Source organism: Pseudomonas sp. WS 5503 (assembly GCF_012985385.1).
In the GTDB taxonomy this organism is placed as follows: Bacteria; Pseudomonadota; Gammaproteobacteria; order Pseudomonadales; family Pseudomonadaceae; genus Aquipseudomonas; species Aquipseudomonas paracarnis.
Window position 1 is genome coordinate 1,128,152 of the sequence record NZ_JAAQWI010000001.1, and the last position, 21,646, is coordinate 1,149,797.

Genomic DNA, 21,646 nt, shown 5'->3' on the forward strand with positions numbered 1-21,646 from the left:
CAAGATGTTTAGTTTTATTGCCCGCCGACTGGGGTTATTGATCCCCACGTTCTTCGGCATCACGTTGCTGACCTTTGCGTTGATTCGCATGATTCCAGGCGACCCCGTAGAAGTCATGATGGGCGAGCGACGGGTTGACCCCGAAATGCACGCACAGGCAATGGAGCGCCTTGGCCTTAACAAGCCGCTGTATGCGCAATACCTGGACTATGTCGGCAAGCTCGCCCAGGGCGACCTTGGCGAATCGCTGCGCACACGCACCAGCGTGTGGACCGAATTCACCGCTCTCTTCCCCGCGACCCTGGAGCTGTCCATGGCCGCGCTGTTGTTCGCCGGTATCCTGGGCCTGTTGGCCGGGGTGATCGCGGCACTCAAGCGAGGATCCCTGTTCGACCATGGGGTGATGGGCATCTCCCTGGCGGGGTATTCGATGCCGATCTTCTGGTGGGGCCTGATCCTGATCATGTTCTTCTCGGTAAGCCTGGGCTGGACCCCGGTATCCGGGCGTATCGACCTGCTCTATGACATCGAGCCGCGCACCGGCTTCATGCTGATCGACACCCTGCTGGCCGACGAGCCGGACGCGTTCTGGGATGCATTGCACCACCTAATCCTGCCGGCCATCGTGCTCGGCACCATCCCGCTGGCGGTGATCGCGCGCATGACCCGTTCGTCGATGCTCGAAGTGCTGCGTGAGGACTACATCCGTACCGCCAAGGCCAAGGGCCTGTCGCCAGCCCGCGTGGTGTTCGTGCACGGCCTGCGTAACGCACTGATCCCGGTGCTCACCGTGGTCGGCCTGCAAGTCGGCACGCTGCTGGCCGGTGCGGTACTGACCGAAACCATCTTCTCGTGGCCCGGCATCGGCAAATGGCTGATCGAAGCCATTGGCGCGCGGGACTACCCGGTGGTGCAGAACGGCATTCTGCTGATCGCCTGCCTGGTGATCCTGGTGAACTTCGTGGTGGATATCCTCTACGGCTTCGCCAACCCACGCATCCGTCACCAGCGCTGAGATCATGACCATGACCACACCTACTCAAGTGTCAGCAGTCGATCAGAGCCTGCTGTACCCGTCCCCGTACAAAGAATTCTGGCAAGCCTTCTCCAAGAACAAAGGCGCGGTCGCCGGCCTGCTGTTCATGTTGCTGATCGTGTTCTGCGCGATCTTCGCCCCGTGGGTTGCACCGCATAACCCCAGCGAGCAATACCGTGACTTCCTGCTCACACCACCGGCGTGGTTGGAGGGCGGGCAAATGCAATTTCTGCTGGGCACCGACGAACTGGGCCGTGACTTGCTCTCACGCCTGATCCAGGGCTCGCGTCTATCGTTGCTGATCGGTTTGTCGTCGGTGGTGATGTCGCTGATCCCGGGTATCCTGCTGGGCCTGTTCGCCGGGTTCTTCCCGCGCTTGCTCGGCCCAACCATCATGCGTCTGATGGACATCATGCTGGCCCTGCCATCGCTGCTGCTGGCCGTGGCGATTGTCGCCATCCTCGGCCCTGGCCTGATCAACACCGTGATCGCCATCGCCATCGTGTCGTTGCCATCCTATGTGCGCCTGACCCGCGCCGCCGTGATGGGCGAACTGAACCGCGACTACGTGACTGCCGCCCGCCTCGCTGGCGCCGGCCTGCCACGCCTGATGTTCATCACCGTGCTGCCTAACTGCATGGCGCCGCTGATCGTACAAGCGACCTTGAGCTTTTCCTCGGCGATTCTCGATGCCGCGGCCCTGGGCTTCCTCGGCCTTGGCGTACAACCGCCAACCCCTGAGTGGGGCACCATGCTGGCTTCGGCCCGAGACTACATCGAACGCGCCTGGTGGGTCGTGAGCCTGCCTGGCTTGACCATTTTGCTCAGCGTGCTGGCAATCAACTTGATGGGTGACGGCCTGCGCGATGCGCTGGACCCGAAACTCAAGAACGCCGCCTGAGGAGATTCCCATGTCACTGTTAGAAATCAAGAATCTCAACGTGCGCTTCGGCGACAAGACCGCCGTGCCGGTGGTCGATGGCCTCGACATTTCCGTCGACAAAGGCGAAGTCCTGGCGATCGTTGGCGAGTCGGGTTCGGGTAAATCCGTGACCATGATGGCGCTGATGGGCCTGATCGAGCATCCCGGCATCGTCACCGCCGATGCGCTGAACTTCGACGGCAAGGACATGCTCAAGTTGAGCAACCGCCAGCGCCGCCAGATTGTCGGCAAAGACCTGGCGATGGTGTTCCAGGACCCGATGACCGCGTTGAACCCCAGCTACACCGTGGGTTTCCAGATCGAGGAAGTGCTGCGCCTGCATTTGAAAATGTCCGGCAAACAAGCACGCAAACGCGCCATCGAGCTGCTGGAAAAGGTCGAGATCCCAGGCGCTGCCAGCCGAATGGATGCCTACCCGCATCAATTGTCCGGTGGTATGAGCCAACGCGTGGCAATCGCCATGGCGATTGCCGGTGAGCCCAAGTTGCTGATCGCCGATGAACCGACCACTGCGTTGGACGTGACCATCCAGGCGCAGATCATGGAACTGCTGCTGGCCCTGCAAAAAGAGCAGAACATGGGCCTGGTGCTGATCACTCACGACCTCGCGGTGGTTGCCGAAACCGCCCAGCGCGTGTGCGTGATGTACGCAGGCCAGGCGGTGGAAGTCGGCCAGGTGCCGCAGCTGTTCGACATTCCGGCACACCCGTACAGCGAAGCGTTGCTCAAGGCCATTCCCGAGCACAGCCTCGGCGCAACGCGCCTGGCCACGTTGCCGGGCATCGTGCCCGGCCGCTACGACCGTCCGCAGGGTTGCCTGCTGTCGCCGCGCTGCCCGTACGTGCAGGACTCCTGCCGCGCCCAGCGGCCGGGCCTTGATCCTAAAAGCCACAGCCTTGCCCGCTGCTTCTACCCGCTGAACCAGGAGGTGGCGTAATGGCCGTCGTACTTACCGCCCGCGACCTCACCCGTCACTACGAAGTGTCCCGCGGCCTGTTCAAGGGTCATGCCACCGTGCGTGCCCTCAATGGTGTGTCTTTTGAGCTGGAAGCCGGCAAAACCCTCGCCGTGGTAGGCGAGTCGGGCTGTGGCAAATCCACCCTGGCCCGCGCCCTCACGCTGATTGAAGAGCCCTCGTCGGGCTCGTTGAAAATCGCCGGGCAAGAAGTGGCCGGCGCCGACAAGGCCCAGCGCAAGCAATTGCGCAAAGACGTGCAGATGGTGTTCCAGAGCCCCTATGCCTCGCTGAACCCACGCCAGAAAGTCGGTGATCAACTGGCCGAACCGCTGCTGATCAACACCAACCTGTCCGCCGCCGAACGCCGCGAGAAAGTGCAGGCGATGATGAAGCAAGTGGGTCTGCGCCCTGAGCATTATCAGCGCTACCCGCACATGTTCTCCGGCGGCCAGCGCCAGCGCATCGCGTTGGCCCGCGCCATGATGCTGCAACCCAAAGTGCTGGTGGCGGACGAACCGACCTCGGCGCTGGACGTGTCGATCCAGGCGCAGGTGCTCAACCTGTTCATGGATTTGCAGCAGGAATTCAACACCGCCTACGTATTCATCTCCCACAACCTGGCGGTGGTGCAGCACGTGGCTGACGATGTGATGGTGATGTACCTCGGCCGCCCGGTTGAGGTGGGGCCCAAGGAAGACATCTACGCACGTCCGCTGCACCCTTACACCCAGGCGCTGCTGTCGGCCACGCCGACCATTCACCCGGACCCGAGCAAGCCAAAGATCAAGATCGTCGGCGAACTGCCCAACCCACTGAACCCGCCGCCTGGCTGCGCGTTCCACAAGCGTTGCCCGTATGCGACGGCGCGTTGCAGCAGTGAAGAGCCGCTGTTGCGTCCTTTGGATAACCGGCAGGTGGCTTGCCACTACGCGGAGCAATTCGTGGCCTGAAGCAACACAACCTCCTCCTGTAGGAGCGAGCTTGCTCGCGAAAGACGTCAACGATAACGCGGGTAGTCTGGTTTAACGCGGTGTTCATACGTTCTTCGCGAGCAAGCTCGCTCCTACAGGGGCCGCGGTTTCAATGAGTTCCATCGCCCTTCCCGCCAGATTGCGCATCAGTCTGGCCGGAGGGGCTTTTTTTTGCGCGTTTGTAACAAAGAACATACCGATTAAACCGCGCCCTTCACTGTCGACAGCCTTGAAAACATTGAGCCAGAGCCTTAAGGAAAGTGTATAGATTGTAAATGCAATTTACTTCTGTTTGAGAATCAATACCATTACGGCGCATGGAGAGCGCTGGATGCAGGAAAAAATTCAGACGACTCTCGTTCAATCGCCCCTCCTAAAGGACTTTGTGGACATGTCGTCTCAATTCAGGCTCAGCCATCTATCGCTGGCGTTTATCGCTACCCTTTCGTCCCCCGCGCTGCTGGCGCAGAGTGTGGAAAAAGAACGCGACAAGGTGCCGATCGAAGCGACAGACCTGCCATTGGACGGCACGCCCCAAGCTCTGGTGCTGGGCGAGACGCACGTGCTGGGCACCGCCGCCGAAGAACTCAAGCAAGCGCCCGGCGTGTCGATCATCACTGCCGAAGACATCAAGAAGCGCCCGCCCACCAACGACCTGTCGGAGATCATCCGTCGCGAGCCGGGCGTGAACCTGACCGGCAACAGTTCCAGCGGCAGCCGTGGCAATAACCGTCAGATCGACCTGCGGGGCATGGGCCCGGAAAACACCCTGATTCTGATCGATGGCAAACCGTCGACCTCGCGCAACGCCGTGCGTTATGGCTGGAGTGGCGACCGTGATACCCGTGGCGAAACCAACTGGGTACCGGCCGAAGAAGTCGAACGCATTGAAATCCTGCGCGGCCCGGCTGCTGCCCGTTATGGCTCCGGCGCCATGGGCGGGGTGATCAACATCATCACCAAACGCCCCACCGACCAACTGCACGGCTCGCTGACCGCCTACACCGCCTTCCCCGAAAACGATGCCGAAGGCGCGAGCAAACGCACCAACTTCAACCTCAGCGGCCCGTTGACCGACACCCTGGCGTTCCGCGTCTATGGCGGCCTGAACAAGACCGATGCCGATGACGCCGACATCAACCGCGCAGCGCAGGCGACCCCGGACTCGCTGGTGGCCGGCCGCGAAGGCGTGCGCAATAAAGATGTGAATGGTTTGCTGAGCTGGCAGTTCACTCCTGAGCAAACCCTCGACCTGGAGGCCAGCTACAGCCGCCAGGGCAATATTTTCGCCGGTGACACCATGCTCAACGGCGGTGGCGCATTCGTGGAAAGCCTGGTGGGCAAGGAAACCAGTGTGATTCAGCGCAGCAGCTTTTCAGCCACGCACCGCGGCGAGTTCGATTGGGGTTCGACCCTGGCCTCGTTGACCCACGACCTGACTCGCAACGAACGTCTCAACGAAGGCCTGGCTGGTTCCGGCGAAGGCGCGCCCTCCGCCAGCGCTGGTCGTTTCGAGTCGCGATTGCGCAACACCCGGGCCACTGCCGAGGTCAACCTGCCCCTGAGCGTCGGTGCCGAACAGGTGCTAACCCTGGGCAGCGAATACCTCTACGAGTCGATGAACGACCCAGGCTCGTTGCGCCCGCAAAGCTATGACCCGGGCACCGGCGGCGTACCCGCCATCCCGGGCGTCAGCCGCAACAGCACCAAGACCACCGCCTCGAGCTACGCCTTGTTTGCCGAGAACAACATCGAGTTGGGCAGCAAAACCGTCATCACGCCTGGCATGCGCTTCGACGATCATGAGGAATACGGCGGCAACTGGAGCCCCAGCTTCAATGCCTCGCACCAGTTGACCGACGAACTGAGCATCAAGGGCGGCATTGCCCGCGCCTACAAAACCCCCAACCTGTACCAGTCCAACCCGAACTATTTGCTCTACAGCCGTGGTAATGGCTGCAACGCCAGCGAAGCCAACATGGGCGGTTGCTATCTGGTGGGCAACCGGGACCTGAAGCCGGAAATCAGTGTCAACAAGGAAATCGGCCTGGCTTTCGACAAGGGCACCTGGCGCACCAGTGCGACGTATTTCCGTAATGACTACAAGAACAAGATCAACGCCAGTAACGAGGCGGCGTTCCGTCTGGGCAACGGCCGACGTGTATTGGAGTGGGAAAACAGCGGCCCAGCCTTGGTACAGGGCGTTGAAGGCAACCTGTTCGTCAGCCTGCGCGATGATTTGGACTTGAACACCAACCTGACCTATATGATCGACTCCAAGGACAAAGACACAGGCGAGCCCTTGAGCATCATCCCCAAGTACACCGTTAACACCACGCTGGACTGGCAAGCCACTGACAAGCTGTCATTCCAGGTCAGCGGCACCTATTACGGCAAACAAGAAGCACCGACGCTCAACTCACGCAGCGCCAGCCGTTACGATCGCAGCGCCCAGCAGGACGTCGACCCGTACGGGTTGATGGGCCTGAGCAGCGGCTATGAGTTCAGCAAAAACCTTAGCGTGCGGGTGGGTATCAACAACCTGCTGGACAAGCGCCTGTCGCGCAAAGGCAACGCCGAGGATGCGGGCGCGCAGACTTACAACGAGCCGGGCCGTGCTTACTTCGCGTCGGTGACCACTTCGTTCTGAAGAAAAGGGCGGCCAATAAAAATGCCTTGGGGGTCCCTTCCAAGGCACTGATTGTTTGAAACGCTCCCCCTTGGCGAGCCTACGTCTGGCTATCGCCTTCGTCTGCGTCGTCGCTGTCAGGCTCGTCGGTGGTCGAGTCGTCATCGTCTTCGCTGCCACCCTGGCCTTTATCGCCTGGCTCCGCTTCGGACTTGGCCAACTGCAAGTCCGAAATCTGGCTACTCGCCACCATCTCTGGGCCATGCACCGGGGCGTGCGCCCAGGCCGTCGACATCCCCAACCACAACAGCACCAGCACCTTCATCAATAGCACTACGCGTTGAACAATACCCATGGTCGATTCCGTCCAGTCAATAGATGAACTCTGCCGGCAATAACTTGCCGCCACCCGCGTTGACGCTAGTCGCGATTCTGGATTTACGCCAGGCTTCAGGTCTCGCCGTCGTCATAGGTATCGCTGGCTTCCCCTTCGTTATAGGGGTTCTCCTGATCCTCCTTGGGCGCCGGTTGGACCTGGGGCTGCCAACTGCCGGAGTTGACCTCGTTGGCCTTTTTTTTGCTGACCGGACCGGTGTCTTTCCATTGGGGCGTGCCGGTATCGGCAAAAGTCGGAAAGGTCGTCGCTCCCAGGCTTGCCAGCAACACCAGATGGATGGCGAATCGAACATTTCGCACGGTGCTCTCCTTCACAGTCACTGTGTGAAAGCTAGACCCAATGCAGGGTTATCGCCAATTTCCAACCTTATAGAGACCAGACCCAGGGTAGTTGAAGCCAATAAAAAGGGGCGAAGCCATCACAGCTTCGCCCCTCTTTCACCCGCCCAGGCCTTAGTGGTGTTCGCGGGTCGCGCGGAATTTCACATCCGGCCAACGCTCTTCCATCAGCGCCAGGTTGACCCGGGTCGGGGCCAGGTAGGTCAGGTGACCACCGCCGTCGATCGCCAGGTTTTCCACGGCCTTGTTGGAGAACTCTTCCAACTTCTTCTTATCGCTGCAATCAATCCAGCGCGCCGAATACACGGTGATCGGCTCGTAGGAGCACTCCACCTTGTATTCCTCTTTCAAGCGGCTGGCGACCACGTCGAACTGCAGCACACCCACCGCGCCGAGGATGATGTCGTTGCTGCGCTCGGGGAAGAACACCTGGGTGGCGCCCTCTTCGGCCAATTGCTGCAAGCCCTGGCGCAGTTGCTTGGATTTGAGCGGATCACGCAGGCGCACGCGGCGGAACAGTTCCGGGGCGAAGTGCGGGATACCGGTGAAGCCCAGCGCTTCGCCTTCGGTGAAGGTGTCGCCGATCTGGATGGTGCCGTGGTTATGCAAACCGATGATGTCGCCGGCGTAGGCTTCTTCGAGCTGTTCACGCTCGGAGGAGAAGAACGTCAGGGCGTCGCCGATGCGTACGTCCTTGCCGGTGCGCACGTGGCGCATCTTCATGCCTTTTTCGTAGCGGCCGGAGCAGATACGCATGAAGGCGATACGGTCGCGGTGCTTGGGGTCCATGTTCGCCTGGATCTTGAACACGAAGCCGGTGAATTTCTCTTCCACCGGCTCCACGGTGCGCTCGTTGGCGACGCGGGCCAGCGGGCGCGGGGCCCAGTCCACGACGGCGTCGAGTACGTGGTCGACGCCGAAGTTGCCCAGGGCGGTACCGAAGAACACCGGGGTCAACTGGCCGTCGAGGAACTCCTGCTGGTTGAACTCATGGCAGGCGCCCTGCACCAGTTCCAGTTGGTCGACGAAACGGTCGTACTCGTCACCCAAGTGGGCGCGGGCTTCGTCGGAGTCGAGTTTTTCAATGATCTTGGTTTCGGTGCGTTCATGGCCGTGGCCGGCGGTGTAGACAATGATGTAGTCGTCGGCCAGGTGGTACACGCCCTTGAAGTCGCGGTAGCAACCAATCGGCCAGGTGATCGGCGCGGCCTTGATCTTCAGGACGGCTTCGATTTCATCCAGCAGCTCGATGGGGTCGCGGATATCGCGGTCGAGTTTGTTGATGAAACTGACAATCGGCGTGTCACGCAGACGGCACACGTCCATCAGCGCGATGGTACGTGGCTCGACGCCTTTACCGCCGTCGAGGACCATCAGCGCCGAGTCCACCGCGGTGAGGGTGCGGTAGGTATCTTCGGAGAAGTCTTCGTGCCCTGGGGTGTCGAGCAGGTTGATCATGTGCTCGCGATAGGGGAACTGCATGACCGACGTGGTAATGGAAATACCCCGTTGCTTTTCCATTTCCATCCAGTCGGAGGTGGCATGGCGGTCGGATTTGCGCGATTTCACCGTGCCGGCTACCGCGATCGCCTTGCCCATCAGCAACAGCTTTTCGGTGATGGTGGTTTTACCGGCATCGGGGTGGGAAATAATGGCGAAAGTGCGGCGTTTCGCGACTTCGGCGGCCTGGTGGGTCATGGGAAATCGCCTGGCAGGTGAGTCAAAAAAGGGCGGCGAGTATAGCGCAAACGCGAGGGTACGGACCACCGTTGAGCCCATTGGGGGTGGCTAAATGCGCCCAAGTGTGGAACCTTTTAAAAGGTCGAGACGTCCACTCCCCTGCTACCGCACTCGGAACAGGGGCTGAAAAATCAGCAAGTTAGCCTGACGAGGCTGCGCTTATGGCTCGATCGCATACTGCATTGCCAGTATCGGCGAGCTGCTTTTCGCGAACTCATCAGAGGCAGCCAGGAATGGCATTGCCGCTCGGAAATGTGTTCGCCGACAAAAGAAAAAAAGGAGTCCGCCTGTGGCTATTCGCTATGGCAAAGGGCTGATAGGAGCAGTGGTTGTCGTCGCTCTCCTGGCCCTGCTGGTCCACTGGATCGGCATCAACACGATCGAACTGTACCGCGACGATTTGTTGTTTTACCTGCAAGCTCATCTGATTCTGGTTTTAGTCTCCATGCTGGCGGCCCTGATTGTGGGCATCCCCGCCGGTATCCTGCTCAGCCGACCCAACATGGTCGGACGCGCAGAACGTTTCATGCAGATCTTCAACATCGGCAACACCGTCCCTCCCCTGGCCGTACTGGCCATCGCCCTCGGCGTCCTCGGCATCGGCAGCGGCCCGGCCATCTTCGCGCTATTCCTCGCCTCGCTCCTGCCCATCGTGCGTAACACCTACGAAGGCCTGAAAAACGTTCAGGGCTCCCTCAAGGAAGCCGCCACCGGCATCGGCATGACCCCGCGCCAGGTGCTGTTTCGCGTGGAGCTGCCCAACGCCGTGCCGATCATCATCGGCGGTGTACGCGTGGCCCTGGCGATCAACGTCGGTACCGCACCGCTGGCGTTCCTGATTGGCGCCAACAGCCTGGGCAGCCTGATTTTCCCTGGCATCGCCCTGAACAACCAGCCGCAACTGTTGCTCGGCGCCGCGTGTACCGCGCTGCTGGCATTGCTGCTTGATGGCCTGGTGACCATGGCCAGCCGCCTCTGGCTGGAACGCGGGTTGCGCCCGTCTTAAGGCCCGGTAAAGGAAATCACATGAAAAAGCTGAGCTTGATATTAGGCTGCGCCCTGCTGTTTGCAGGTATTGCGCAAGCCGCTGAAAAACCCGTGATCCGCATTGGCGCCCGGGTGTTCACCGAGCAAACCCTGCTCGCCGAAATCACCTCCCAGTACCTGCGCACCAAGGGCTACGACGCCCGTGTAACCGGCGGCCTGGGCAGCAACCTGGCGCGCAGTGCCCAGGAAAGCGGGCAACTGGATCTGATCTGGGAATACACCGGCGTGTCGCTGGTGGCCTACAACCATATCGACGAGAAACTCGACAGCGAACAGTCCTACGCTCGGGTCAAAGAACTCGATGCGAAAAAAGGCTTGGTCTGGCTGTCGCCGTCGCGTTTCAGCAACACCTACGCACTGGCGCTGCCGGAGAAAGTTGCCGAGGAACATCCCGAGATCAACAGCATCAGCGATCTCACCAAAGCCATGGCCGAAGACACCAAAGAGCACCGCCTGGTCGCCCTGGACACCGAGTTCGCCAACCGCTCCGACGGCCTGGCGGGCATGGTCAAGCTGTACGACATGAACCTGACGCGCAACAACACCCGGCAGATGGACGCGGGCCTGGTCTACACCGCCCTGCGTAATGGCCAGGTGTTTGCCGGACTGGTCTATACCACCGACGGCCGCCTGAACGCGTTCAAGTTGAAGCTGCTCGAAGACGACAAGCACTACTTCCCCGACTACACCGCAGCCCCGGTGATCCGCCAGGAATACCTCGACAAACACCCGCAGCTGGCCGCCGAACTCAAGCCTTTGGCCAACCTGTTCGACGATGAAACCATGCGTCAGCTCAATGCACGGGTCGACGTCGACCATGAAAGCCCGTCCGCCGTTGCCGCCGATTTCCTGCGCCAACATCCAATCAACTAAAAAGGAGAAGACATGGAATTTTTGAACGCCTTTTCCCATCTTGATTGGGCCCAGGTCCTGCACCTGACCTGGCAGCACATTACCCTGGTCGGCATCGCCGTGATCCTCGCGATCTTCATCGGCGTGCCCCTGGGCATTCTGATGACGCGCTTCCCGACCCTGGCCGGCCCGTTGCAAGCCAGCGCCACAGTGTTGCTGACCGTGCCATCCATCGCGCTGTTCGGCCTGCTGCTGCCGTTCTACTCCAAGTTTGGCCAGGGCCTGGGGCCAATGCCGGCGATCACCGCCGTGTTCCTTTACTCCCTGCTGCCAATCATGCGTAACACCTACCTGGCCCTCACCGGCGTTGAGCCAGGCATTCGCGAAGCCGCACTCGGCATCGGCATGACCTTCGGCCAGCGCCTGCGCATGGTCGAACTGCCGATTGCGGTGCCGGTGATTCTCGCTGGCGTGCGTACCGCCGTGGTGATGAATATCGGTGTGATGACCATCGCCGCCACCATCGGTGCCGGCGGCCTGGGTGTACTTATTCTGGCTTCCATCAGCCGCAGCGATATGTCGATGCTGATCGTCGGCGCCGTGCTGGTCAGTCTCTTGGCCATCTTCGCCGACTTGCTTCTGCAATGGCTGCAACGCTCGCTGACTCCAAAAGGATTGCTCAAATGATCGAACTTCAAAACCTGTCCAAGACTTTTCAAAGCAACGGCAAGACCGTCACCGCCGTCAACGATGTGAGCCTGACCGTCAACGAAGGCGAGATTTGCGTGTTCCTGGGGCCCTCGGGCTGCGGTAAGAGCACTACGCTGAAAATGATCAACCGACTGATCAAGCCCTCCTCGGGCAAGATTTTGATCAACGGCGAAGACACCACCGACCTCGACGAGGTGACCCTGCGTCGCAACATCGGCTACGTGATCCAGCAGATCGGCCTGTTCCCCAACATGACCATCGAAGAGAACATCGTGGTGGTGCCCAAGCTGCTCGGCTGGGACAAGCAGAAATGCCACGACCGCGCCCGCGAGTTGATGAGCATGATCAAGCTGGAGCCCAAGCAGTACCTGCATCGCTACCCGCGTGAATTGTCCGGTGGCCAGCAACAGCGCATCGGTGTGATCCGCGCCCTGGCGGCGGATGCGCCGCTGCTACTGATGGACGAGCCGTTCGGCGCGGTTGACCCGATCAACCGCGAGATGATCCAGAACGAATTCTTCGAGATGCAGCGCGCGCTGAACAAGACCGTGATCATGGTCAGCCACGACATCGACGAAGCCATCAAGCTGGGTGACAAGATCGCCATCTTCCGCGCCGGCAAGCTGCTGCAGATCGACCACCCGGACACGCTGCTGGCGCACCCGGCCGACGAGTTCGTCAGCAATTTCGTGGGCCAGGACAGCACCCTCAAGCGCCTGCTGCTGGTAAAAGCAGAAGACGCGGCGGACAACGCCCCGTCGGTGAGCCCGGAAACACCCGTGGCCGATGCGCTGGAATTGATGGACGAGCACGACCGCCGCTATGTGGTGGTCACCTGTTCGGAGAACAAGGCGCTGGGCTACGTACGCCGTCGCGACCTGCACCGCCAGGCCGGCACCTGCGGCCAGTACCTGCGCGAGTTCAACGCCACGGCAGCGTATGACGAGCATTTGCGCATCCTGCTGTCGCGCATGTACGAGTTCAACCGTTCGTGGCTGCCGGTGATGGATGCGGAGCGGGTGTTCTTGGGTGAGGTGACCCAGGAGTCGATTGCCGAGTACCTGAGCTCTGGCAAATCGCGTGGGGGCAAGACCAGTATCGTGTCTCCAGCCGAGACCGCGCTGGTCTGATCCGCCGCTATCGCAGGCAAGCCAGCTCCCACATTTGAACTGCATTCTTATGTTGGAATGCATTCCCCTGTGGGAGCTGGCTTGCCTGCGATGAATACACCGCAAATCCACCTGATTGGCCCCATCCGGGGAACATCAATCCGTCACACCGGTCGGTTACATAAGTAGCTGCACGCGGCCGCGCGACGAACGCGTGCAAAAACGCGACATTTTTAGTTGATCCCACGCCCGCCAAGCCCTAAAGTTCGCGCCGAACGTCCATGCTGGAAACGATCCATCCGGCTCAAGTACTGACGACGAGACAGCAAGGCCAAGGGAAGCGGTTGATCCCATGGCCTTTTTGCTTTCGGCGACATGCCTTGGGAAGTAGGCGAACCAAAGTGGGGATACGGAGGACGTTCATTTGCACCCATTGATTACTACTGTTTGCCCCTAGGAGTCCCCAGCATGTCGATCAACGTCGAAGATTATTTCGCGCGCGCCACTTTTGACAAAATGAAGGCGTTCGCCGACAAGCAAGAAACCCCGTTCGTGGTGATCGACACCGCGATGATCAGCCAGGCCTACGATGACCTGCGCGCCGGTTTCGAATTCGCCAAGGTGTATTACGCGGTCAAGGCCAACCCGGCCGTCGAGATCATCGACCTGTTGAAAGACAAGGGTTCGAGCTTCGACATCGCTTCGATCTACGAGCTGGACAAGGTCATGGACCGCGGCGTCAGCGCCGACCGTATCAGCTACGGCAACACCATCAAGAAATCCAAGGACATCCGCTACTTCTATGAGAAGGGCGTGCGCCTGTTCTCTACCGACTCCGAAGCCGACCTGCGCAACATCGCCAAGGCCGCGCCGGGTTCGAAAGTGTATGTGCGTATCCTCACCGAAGGCTCGACCACTGCTGACTGGCCGTTGTCGCGCAAATTCGGCTGCCAGACCGACATGGCCATGGACCTGCTGATCCTCGCCCGCGACCTGGGCCTGGTGCCTTACGGCATCTCGTTCCACGTCGGCTCGCAACAGCGCGACATCAGCGTGTGGGACGCGGCCATCGCCAAGGTCAAGGTGATCTTCGAACGCCTCAAAGAAGAAGACGGCATCCACCTGAAGCTGATCAACATGGGCGGCGGCTTCCCGGCCAACTACATCACCCGCACCAACAGCCTGGAAACCTACGCTGAAGAAATCATCCGCTTCCTCAAGGAAGACTTCGGGGACGACCTGCCGGAAATCATCCTGGAACCAGGCCGTTCGTTGATCGCCAACGCCGGTATCCTGGTCAGCGAAGTGGTGCTGGTGGCGCGCAAGTCCCGTACCGCCGTCGAGCGCTGGGTGTACACGGATGTGGGCAAGTTCTCCGGCCTGATCGAAACCATGGACGAAGCCATCAAGTTCCCGATCTGGACCGAGAAGAAAGGCGAGATGGAAGAAGTGGTCATCGCTGGCCCGACCTGCGACAGCGCCGACATCATGTACGAAAACTACAAGTACGGCCTGCCATTGAACCTGGCCATTGGTGATCGTCTGTACTGGTTGTCGACCGGTGCCTACACCACCAGCTACAGCGCGGTTGAGTTCAATGGGTTTCCGCCGCTGAAATCCTTCTACGTTTAACCCCTCCCCCGCTCGTTCCCACGCTCTGCGGGGGAACGCCTCCTGTGACGCTCTGCGTTATGCGCTCAAGTGCGGACGCGGAGCGTCCAGGGCGGCATTCCCACGCGGAGCGTGGGGGTACGATCAGCTCGTAGCTCGTTGCCGGTACAACTTGGCCATGGCGCGAATTCGCGGGTCATCCGCCCGTGCCAGCGCCTTGTGTGCCGTTTGCAGAAACTTGAGATTCCCGCCTGCCAGCGCCTTGCGCAACCATTCCAGCGCCGCGTCGATCTGGCCGCTGTCGGCCAGCACCGCCGCATGGCTGAACTGCCCACGAAAATCACCTGCCTCGGCTGAGCGGCGGTACCACTCAACGGCCGCCTCAACATCCTTGGGGCAATGCTGCCCGTCTTCCAGGTAACGCCCGAGCAGGTTCATCGACTTGGCATGGCCCTGTTCGGCAGCCTGGCGATACAGCGCCAGTGCTTGCGCCTGGTCTTCAACAACGCCACGGCCGGTAGCCAAGAGGTTGGCGTAGTTGTACTGCCCCCAATCCAACCCGGCGTGTGCCGCCAGGCGATATTCCCGTGCTGCGGCGGCCTCATCGACAGCGCAGCCCCAGCCATGCTCCCGGCAACGCCCGATCATATTGCGCGCCATCAGGTGCCCGCCCTGCGCCGCAATCTGGAACCAGCGCAGCGCCAGGGCCTCATCGCGGGCAATACCGCGCCCTTCCAGCAAGATTTGCCCGAGCAGGGCCTGGGCCTCGGCCACACCTGCCTTGGCGGCGATCAGGATGGCCTGGGCGGCGCGCACCGGGGAGTCATCGAGCATGCTCTGCAATTGTGCAACGTTGAGCACTTCTTCGCGGCGCAATAAAAAACCCATGCTCAGACCTCGACCCAGCGGCGCAACAGGTTGTGGTAGGTGCCGGTGAGCTGGATCAACGCAGGGTGGTCGGGGACGTCGCGGGTCAGTTGCTGGATCGCGCCGTCCATCTCGAACAGCAGGGTGCGCTGGCTGTCTTCGCGCACCAGGCTTTGGGTCCAGAAGAACGAGGCATAACGCGCGCCACGGGTCACCGCGTTGACTTTGTGCAGGCTGGAGCCGGGGTACAGCACCATGTCGCCGGCGGGTAGCTTGACCCGCTGCAGGCCGAAGGTGTCCTGGATCTCCAGTTCGCCGCCGTCGTACTCGTCGGGATCGCTGAAGAACAGCGTGGACGACAGGTCGGTGCGCACGCGCTCGTGGCTGCCTTTGGGCTGGCGCACCGCATTGTCGATATGAAAGTCAAAACTGCCGCCAGCGGTGTAGCAGTTGAGCAGTGGCGGGAAGACTTTATGCGGCAGCGCGGCCGACATGAACAGCGGGTTGCTCCACAACCGCTCCAGCATGGCTGCGCCAATTTCCTTGGCCAACGGGTGACCTTCAGGCAATTGCAGGTTGTGCTTGGCCTTGGCCGACTGGTGACCGGCGGTGATTTTGCCGTCAGCCCATTCGGTCTCTTCCAGGGCCTGGCGAATGCGCAGCACCTCCTCGCGAGAGAACAGGCCGGGAATGTGCAGCAACATGGGGCAATACCTGGGATCAGAGAGGCGTCAATGGTATTGATTCTTATCCTCTCTGTAAAACACAGGGACGAACGAGAGCGCAAAATCCGTAACAAAAAAGTGTAAAGAATGTAAATTTGATGCGAATAGCAATATCTCGCAATTGATACAAAGTCTTGTTGGCCCTATATTCCGCGGCCTCACATCCTTGGGGAAGGGACACGTCATGTCGCGCACTATTCTAAAAATACCGGCCAGTTCGCCACGCATGCTGGCCTCCGCCATTGGCGTTGCCCTGAGTGCCGGCTCCGCCGCCCACCTGGCACAGGCCGCTGAAAATACCGAGCCAACAGGCGAGCGCAACCCTATCTCCCTCGGCGCCACCAACATCACCGGCCAAGAGCAGGACAACACCTCCTACCAGGTAGAGAAAGCCTCATCGCAGAAGTACACCGCGCCGCTGGTGGACACGCCGCGCTCGGTCACTGTGGTGCCGCAACAAGTACTCAAGGACACCGCCGCCACCTCGCTGCAGGACGCCTTGCGCACCGTACCGGGTATCACCTTCGGCGCCGGTGAAGGTGGCAACCCTCAGGGCGACCGCCCGTTCATCCGTGGTTTCGACGCCCAGGGCGATACCTACCTCGATGGCGTACGCGATACCGGTGGCCAGAGCCGCGAGATCTTCGACATCGAATCCATCGAAGTCAGCAAAGGCCCGAACTCCTCGTTCGGCGGCCGTGGCTCGGCCGGTGGCAGCCTCAACCTGGTGAGCAAGACCCCGCAAGCGCGGGACTTCACCAACGGTGGCTTTACCTACGGCTCCGACCAGACCCGCCGCTACGTGCTCGACGTGAACCGCCAGTTCCTGGACGACAGCGCGGCATTCCGCCTGAACCTGATGAGCCATGAACAAAACGTGGCCGGCCGCGACGCGGTGAATTACGACCGTTGGGGCGTGGCGCCGTCGCTGACTTTCGGCTTGGGCACACCGACCCGTGTCAACCTCAGCTACTACCATATGGAAAGTGATGACCTGCCGGATTCGGGGATTCCCTACGGCTACGGTTCGTCGACCGCCACAGCCCACGTGCATGACAAACCCAACGACGGCGGCGACAGCAACAACTTCTACGGTTTGAAAAGCCGTGACTTCCGCAAGACCCGTGCGGACATCAGCACGTTCTCCATCGAACACGACTTGAACGACAACATGACGCTCAAGAACACCCTGCGCCACGGCAGCACCGGCCAGGACTATGTGCTCACTCAGCCGGATGACAGCAAGTTCAACGTCAACCGCTACGGCACTGTCTGGCGTCGCGCCAACAGCCGTGTCTCCACCACGACCACAACCACCAACCAGACCGATCTGTTTGGCAGCTTTCAGGCCTTGGGCTTCAAGCACACTTACTCCACCGGCCTGGAATTTACCGGCGAAGAAACCCGTGTCAGCGGCTACACCGTCAGCCCTAACGCCAACCCGGTGTGCACAACGGCCAAGGGCAGCCTGGGCGGCCAGTGCACCTCACTGAGCAACCCGAACCCCGACGACGCCTGGAACGGCAGCATCGCGCGCAACTACAACGGTACCAACACCAAGGCCACCAGCCGCGCCGCGTACGTGTTCGACACCATCGAGCTCGATCCTAAATGGCTGCTGAACGTGGGGTTGCGCTACGACACCTTTGACACCGAAGCCAACACCAACGCCGTCGCCGGGCGCACCAAGATCAAGGACGACAGCCAGTTCTTCAACTGGCAGGCCGGCCTGGTGTGGAAGCCGGTGGAGAACGCCAGCATCTACGCCTCTTACGCCACATCGGCCACGCCAGCCGGTGGCCTGGTAGGCGAAGGATCCGACGGCAACCCGCTGTCTGCCGGTGCCGCCACCAGCGACTTGCAGCCAGAAGAAACCGTCAACTACGAACTGGGCACCAAGTGGGACCTGTTCCACGACCGCCTGTCCCTGACCGCAGCCGTGTTCCGCACCGAGAAGAAAAACACCCGCATCCTGGTGGATGCGCTCACCTACCAGAACGCCGGGGAATCTCAGGTCGACGGCATCGAGTTGTCCGCCAGCGGCAAAATCACCGATCAATGGCAGGTGTTTGCGGGATACAGCTATCTGGACAGCGAACTGGTCAAATCCGGCCTCAACGGGCGTAACGGCGTAGTCAGTGCCGGCTCCAACAAAGGCAACCAAATGCCCAACACGCCGAAGAACTCCTTCAGCCTGTGGACCACCTACGACATCACGCCCAAGCTGACCGTCGGCGGCGGCGCCTTCTACGTCGATGAGGTTTACGGTGATGTCGGCAACACGGTGTATGTACCCTCCTACACCCGCTATGACGCCATGGCCAGCTACAAGCTGACCAAGAACGTCGACCTGCAACTGAACGTGCAGAACCTGACCGACAAGACCTACTACGACAAGGCCTTCTCCACGCATTTCGCCAACCAGGCGGCCGGTCGTACGGCATTGTTGACCACCAGCTTCCACTTCTAAAAGCGGTCAAGGTTCAGCCAGGAGCCCCACACATCGGATGCGTGGGGCTTTTGCGTGTTTCCCGGCAACTCACGGCATAATGCGCGCCGTGATCAGATATCCAGCTAAGCGAGGCGCTCCGACGTGTTGAAGAAAACCCTGTTCCAGTTGCATTGGTTCTTCGGCATCACGGCCGGGCTGGTGCTGGCCTTGATGGGGGTCACCGGGGCCGCGTACTCGTTCCAGGACGAGATCCTGCGGGCGCTCAACCCCACCGTGTTGAGCGTGCAGAAACGCGAGGCCGGTGTACTGCCGCCCGCCGAGCTGGTACGCAAATTGGAAGCGGCCGAAGGCAAGACCGTGGCCATGCTGTGGGTAGAAAGCGAGAGCGGCAACGCCGGCCGCGTGTCCTTCACCCCGCCGCCTGGCGAGCGCCGTGGCCAGATGCGCTACTTTGACCCGTACACCGGCGACTACATGGGCGACGCGGTCGGCCAGGACCTGTTCGGTTTTATCCTGCAACTGCACCGCTTCCTCGCCATCGGCGACACCGGGCGCAACATCACCGGCGCCTGCACCCTGATCCTGCTGTTCTTCTGCCTCTCCGGCCTGTACCTGCGCTGGCCGCGCCAGGTGAAAAGCTGGCGTGTCTGGCTGACCCTGGACTGGCGCAAAAAGGGCCGCAGCTTCAATTGGGACCTGCACTCGGTATTCGGCACCTGGTGCCTGCTGTTTTATCTGTTGGCGGCGCTGACCGGGCTGTATTGGTCGTACGACTGGTACAACCGTGGCGTGACCAAACTGCTGTCCGACGCGCCGCAGAACGAGCGCATGCGCAAGCGCGGCCCAGCCCCCGCAGGCCCGGCTCCGGTGGCCAACTACGACGCGATCTGGAGCAGCATCTACAGCAACGCCGGCCCCGACTTGAGCGCCTACAACATTCGGATGCCCGCGGTCGCCGGGCAACCGGCCACCGTGTATTACCTGCTCACTTCATCGCCTCATGACCGTGCGCTGAACCAGATCAACCTGGACCCGGCCACTGGCGAGGTCAAATCTCACGAGCGCTACGCCAGCAAAAGCCTCAAGGCGCAGTTGCTGACGAGCGTGTATGCGCTGCACACCGGCAGCTATTTCGGCCTGGTCGGGCGCATCGTCCTCACCGTCAGCTCACTGCTTATGCCGCTGTTTTTCATCACGGGCTGGCTGCTGTACCTCGACCGACGCCGCAAAAAGCGCCAGGTCCGCGATGCCCGCAAAGGTCTGACAGATAACCACAGCGATGCCCCGGCCTGGCTGATCGGCTTCGCCAGCCAGAGCGGCTTTGCCGAACAACTGGCCTGGCAAACGGCCGGGCAACTGCAGGCTGCGGGCCTGGCGGTGAAGGTGCAGCCCCTGGGCAGTGTCAGCCGCGACGACCTCAGCCAATCGCAGAACGCGCTGTTCGTGGTCAGTACTTTTGGCGACGGCGAAGCGCCCGACAGCGCCCGAGGTTTCGAGCGTAGCGTGCTCGGCCAGGCGCTATCCCTCAAAGGCTTGAACTACTCGGTGCTGGCCCTGGGTGACCGGCAGTACGAACATTTTTGCGGCTTTGCCCGGCGCCTGCATTTCTGGCTGACCAACCAGGGCGGCACCCCGCTGTTTGCCCCGGTGGAAGTCGACAGCGGCGATACACTGGCGCTGCAGACCTGGCAACAGCAACTGGGCCAGCTCACCGGGCATGCGCCGGCAGCGGCCTGGCCGACGGCCCAGTACGAAAACTGGACCCTGAGCCAACGCACCCTGCTCAACCCCGACAGTGTCGGCTCGCCCGTCTACCTGCTGGGCCTCACATCCACGTCTGCGCACAGCTGGCTGGCCGGCGACCTGGTGGAAGTCCTGCCGCGCAATTGCCCCTGGGCCATCGAACACTTCCTGGCCGGCCTGGGCTTGGTCGGCAGCGACGGTGTGGTGATCGACGGCGTCGCCCACACCCTTGATCAGGCCCTGGCCACGCGCCAACTGCCGGAAAACCGCACGCACCTGGTCGGCCTGCACGCCCAGGCATTGGTGGATGCGCTGGTCCCCCTGGGCATGCGCGAATACTCCATCGCCTCGATTGCCAGCGACGGCGTGCTGGAGCTGATTGTGCGCCAGGAGCGCCACCCCGACGGCAGCCTGGGGCTTGGCTCCGGCTGGCTGACTGAACACGCCGCCCTCGGCTCGGCCATCAGCCTGCGTCTGCGGCGCAACAGCGGCTTCCATTTGCCCGACGCGCCTGTGCCGCTGATTCTGCTGGGCAACGGCACCGGGCTTGCGGGCCTGCGCAGCTTGCTCAAAGCACGCATTGCCGACGGCCAGCAGCGAAACTGGCTGCTGTTCGGCGAGCGCAATATCGCCCACGACTACCTGTGCCAGGACGAACTGCAAGGCTGGCTCGCCAGTGGAGACCTGGCCCTGCTGGACCTGGCATTTTCCCGCGATCAAGAGGATAAGATCTACGTACAGGATCGCCTGCGCGAGTCAGCGGATGTGCTGCGCAAATGGCTCGCGGACGGCGCAGCGATTTATGTGTGTGGCAGCTTGCAGGGGATGGCGACGGGGGTGGATCAGGCACTGAAAGACATCTTGGGCAATGAGGCGCTGGAGCGCCTGATCGAACAGGGTCGCTATCGCAGGGATGTCTATTGATATTTGATCGTTCCCACGCTCCGCGTAGGAATGCCTCCCTGGACGCTCCGCGTCCGCTCTTGACGGCGTGACGCGGAGCGTCACAGGATGCGCTCCCACGCAGAGCGTGGGAACGATCAGGCCGGTTGCAGCTTTTGCTCGAACACCGAGACTCCATCGCGATCGCGCAGCATCACCGTCAACTCCGCCGTCTGCCCATCAATCTGCACTTCACCAAAAAACTGAAAGCCCGCAAACGGCGAGGTGTTCTGTGCCGGTGGCGCCTTCTGGAATACCACGTGCGGGCCAAAGGTTTTATCCAGTGGGTTGGGCCCGAAACTCCCGGCATTCAACGGCCCCGCCACAAACTCCCAGAACGGCTCGAAATCCTGGAACGCCGCGCCGTCAGGATGATAGTGATGCGCCGCACAGTAATGCACATCGGCCGTCAGCCACAGGTGGTTGCGCACCTTGTGCTCATGCAGGAACCCTAGCAGTTATTTGATCGTTCCCACGCTCCGCGTGGGAATGCCGCCCTGGACGCTCCGCGTCCGCTCTTGACGGCGTGACGCGGAGCGTCACAGGATGCGTTCCCACGCAGAGCGTGGGAACGA

At 61.2% G+C, this 21,646-nt stretch carries 17 protein-coding genes and 1 pseudogene; 12 read left to right on the forward strand and 6 right to left on the reverse strand.

All coding sequences use genetic code 11. The features are described from left to right. Window positions 1-4: 4 nt before the first annotated feature. From HBO10_RS05290 to HBO10_RS05310, 5 genes are all read left to right on the forward strand, one after another. Window positions 5-1,015 (forward strand): ABC transporter permease subunit, encoded by a 1,011-nt coding sequence (locus tag HBO10_RS05290; protein WP_003171721.1) that lies wholly within the window; start codon window positions 5-7, stop codon window positions 1,013-1,015. A gap of 10 nt (window positions 1,016-1,025) precedes the next feature. Continuing rightward, window positions 1,026-1,937, forward strand: coding sequence for an ABC transporter permease subunit (locus HBO10_RS05295; RefSeq protein ID WP_003188486.1), 912 nt, complete (start codon window positions 1,026-1,028; stop codon window positions 1,935-1,937). 10 nt (window positions 1,938-1,947) lie between these two features. Then, the gene (locus HBO10_RS05300) at window positions 1,948-2,916 is read left to right on the forward strand and encodes an ABC transporter ATP-binding protein (protein ID WP_034126279.1); all 969 of its coding nucleotides are present in this window, start codon (window positions 1,948-1,950) and stop codon (window positions 2,914-2,916) included. Beyond that, window positions 2,916-3,887, forward strand: a complete 972-nt coding sequence (locus tag HBO10_RS05305; protein WP_003188483.1) for a peptide ABC transporter ATP-binding protein — start codon at window positions 2,916-2,918, stop codon at window positions 3,885-3,887. Before HBO10_RS05300 ends, HBO10_RS05305 begins: the two co-directional genes overlap by 1 nt. 412 nt (window positions 3,888-4,299) lie before the next feature. Beyond that, entirely contained in the window at window positions 4,300-6,558 is a 2,259-nt protein-coding gene (locus HBO10_RS05310) for a TonB-dependent siderophore receptor (RefSeq protein ID WP_034126278.1), read from the forward strand. 79 nt (window positions 6,559-6,637) lie between these two features. Here the strand turns inward: HBO10_RS05310 and HBO10_RS05315 are convergent, their stop codons facing one another. The 3 genes from HBO10_RS05315 to HBO10_RS05325 all read right to left on the reverse strand — a co-directional run bounded on the left by HBO10_RS05315 (window position 6,638) and on the right by HBO10_RS05325 (window position 8,970). Next, a complete protein-coding gene (locus HBO10_RS05315) occupies window positions 6,638-6,892 on the reverse strand; it encodes a hypothetical protein (RefSeq protein WP_034126277.1) in 255 nt (84 codons plus the stop codon). Between the two features lie 95 nt (window positions 6,893-6,987). Beyond that, window positions 6,988-7,233 (reverse strand): hypothetical protein, encoded by a 246-nt coding sequence (locus tag HBO10_RS05320; RefSeq protein ID WP_034126276.1) that lies wholly within the window; start codon window positions 7,231-7,233, stop codon window positions 6,988-6,990. A gap of 153 nt (window positions 7,234-7,386) precedes the next feature. Further along, entirely contained in the window at window positions 7,387-8,970 is a 1,584-nt protein-coding gene (locus HBO10_RS05325) for a peptide chain release factor 3 (protein ID WP_034126275.1), read from the reverse strand. Window positions 8,971-9,301: 331 nt separating this feature from the next. On the opposite strand from HBO10_RS05325, the gene HBO10_RS05330 reads away from it, so the two are divergent. From HBO10_RS05330 to HBO10_RS05350, 5 genes are all read left to right on the forward strand, one after another. Then, on the forward strand, window positions 9,302-10,018 hold the full coding sequence (locus HBO10_RS05330) for an ABC transporter permease (RefSeq protein ID WP_003188475.1): 717 nt from the start codon (window positions 9,302-9,304) through the stop codon (window positions 10,016-10,018). 20 nt (window positions 10,019-10,038) lie between these two features. Continuing rightward, entirely contained in the window at window positions 10,039-10,932 is an 894-nt protein-coding gene (locus HBO10_RS05335; protein WP_034126274.1) for a glycine betaine ABC transporter substrate-binding protein, read from the forward strand. A 12-nt stretch (window positions 10,933-10,944) separates the two neighbouring features. After that, on the forward strand, window positions 10,945-11,598 hold the full coding sequence (locus HBO10_RS05340; RefSeq protein WP_034126273.1) for an ABC transporter permease: 654 nt from the start codon (window positions 10,945-10,947) through the stop codon (window positions 11,596-11,598). Then, a complete protein-coding gene (locus HBO10_RS05345) occupies window positions 11,595-12,752 on the forward strand; it encodes an ABC transporter ATP-binding protein (RefSeq protein ID WP_034126272.1) in 1,158 nt (385 codons plus the stop codon). Before HBO10_RS05340 ends, HBO10_RS05345 begins: the two co-directional genes overlap by 4 nt. 447 nt (window positions 12,753-13,199) lie before the next feature. Beyond that, window positions 13,200-14,363, forward strand: a complete 1,164-nt coding sequence (locus HBO10_RS05350) for a type III PLP-dependent enzyme (protein WP_014716890.1) — start codon at window positions 13,200-13,202, stop codon at window positions 14,361-14,363. 123 nt (window positions 14,364-14,486) lie between these two features. Here HBO10_RS05350 and HBO10_RS05355 read toward each other — a convergent pair whose 3' ends face one another. Together HBO10_RS05355 and HBO10_RS05360 are read right to left on the reverse strand one after the other, a co-directional pair. Beyond that, entirely contained in the window at window positions 14,487-15,230 is a 744-nt protein-coding gene (locus HBO10_RS05355) for a tetratricopeptide repeat protein (RefSeq protein ID WP_034126271.1), read from the reverse strand. Between the two features lie 2 nt (window positions 15,231-15,232). Then, window positions 15,233-15,913, reverse strand: coding sequence for a Fe2+-dependent dioxygenase (locus tag HBO10_RS05360; RefSeq protein WP_034126270.1), 681 nt, complete (start codon window positions 15,911-15,913; stop codon window positions 15,233-15,235). Window positions 15,914-16,118: 205 nt separating this feature from the next. Between HBO10_RS05360 and HBO10_RS05365 the strand changes: the two genes are divergently transcribed. Together HBO10_RS05365 and HBO10_RS05370 are read left to right on the forward strand one after the other, a co-directional pair. Continuing rightward, entirely contained in the window at window positions 16,119-18,404 is a 2,286-nt protein-coding gene (locus HBO10_RS05365; protein ID WP_034126269.1) for a TonB-dependent siderophore receptor, read from the forward strand. 123 nt (window positions 18,405-18,527) lie between these two features. Beyond that, on the forward strand, window positions 18,528-21,053 hold the full coding sequence (locus HBO10_RS05370) for a sulfite reductase flavoprotein subunit alpha (RefSeq protein ID WP_034126268.1): 2,526 nt from the start codon (window positions 18,528-18,530) through the stop codon (window positions 21,051-21,053). 116 nt (window positions 21,054-21,169) lie between these two features. Here the strand turns inward: HBO10_RS05370 and HBO10_RS05375 are convergent. Next, window positions 21,170-21,529 (reverse strand): annotated as a pseudogene (locus tag HBO10_RS05375) (alkaline phosphatase D family protein); the annotation flags it as partial. Window positions 21,530-21,646 lie beyond the last annotated feature (117 nt).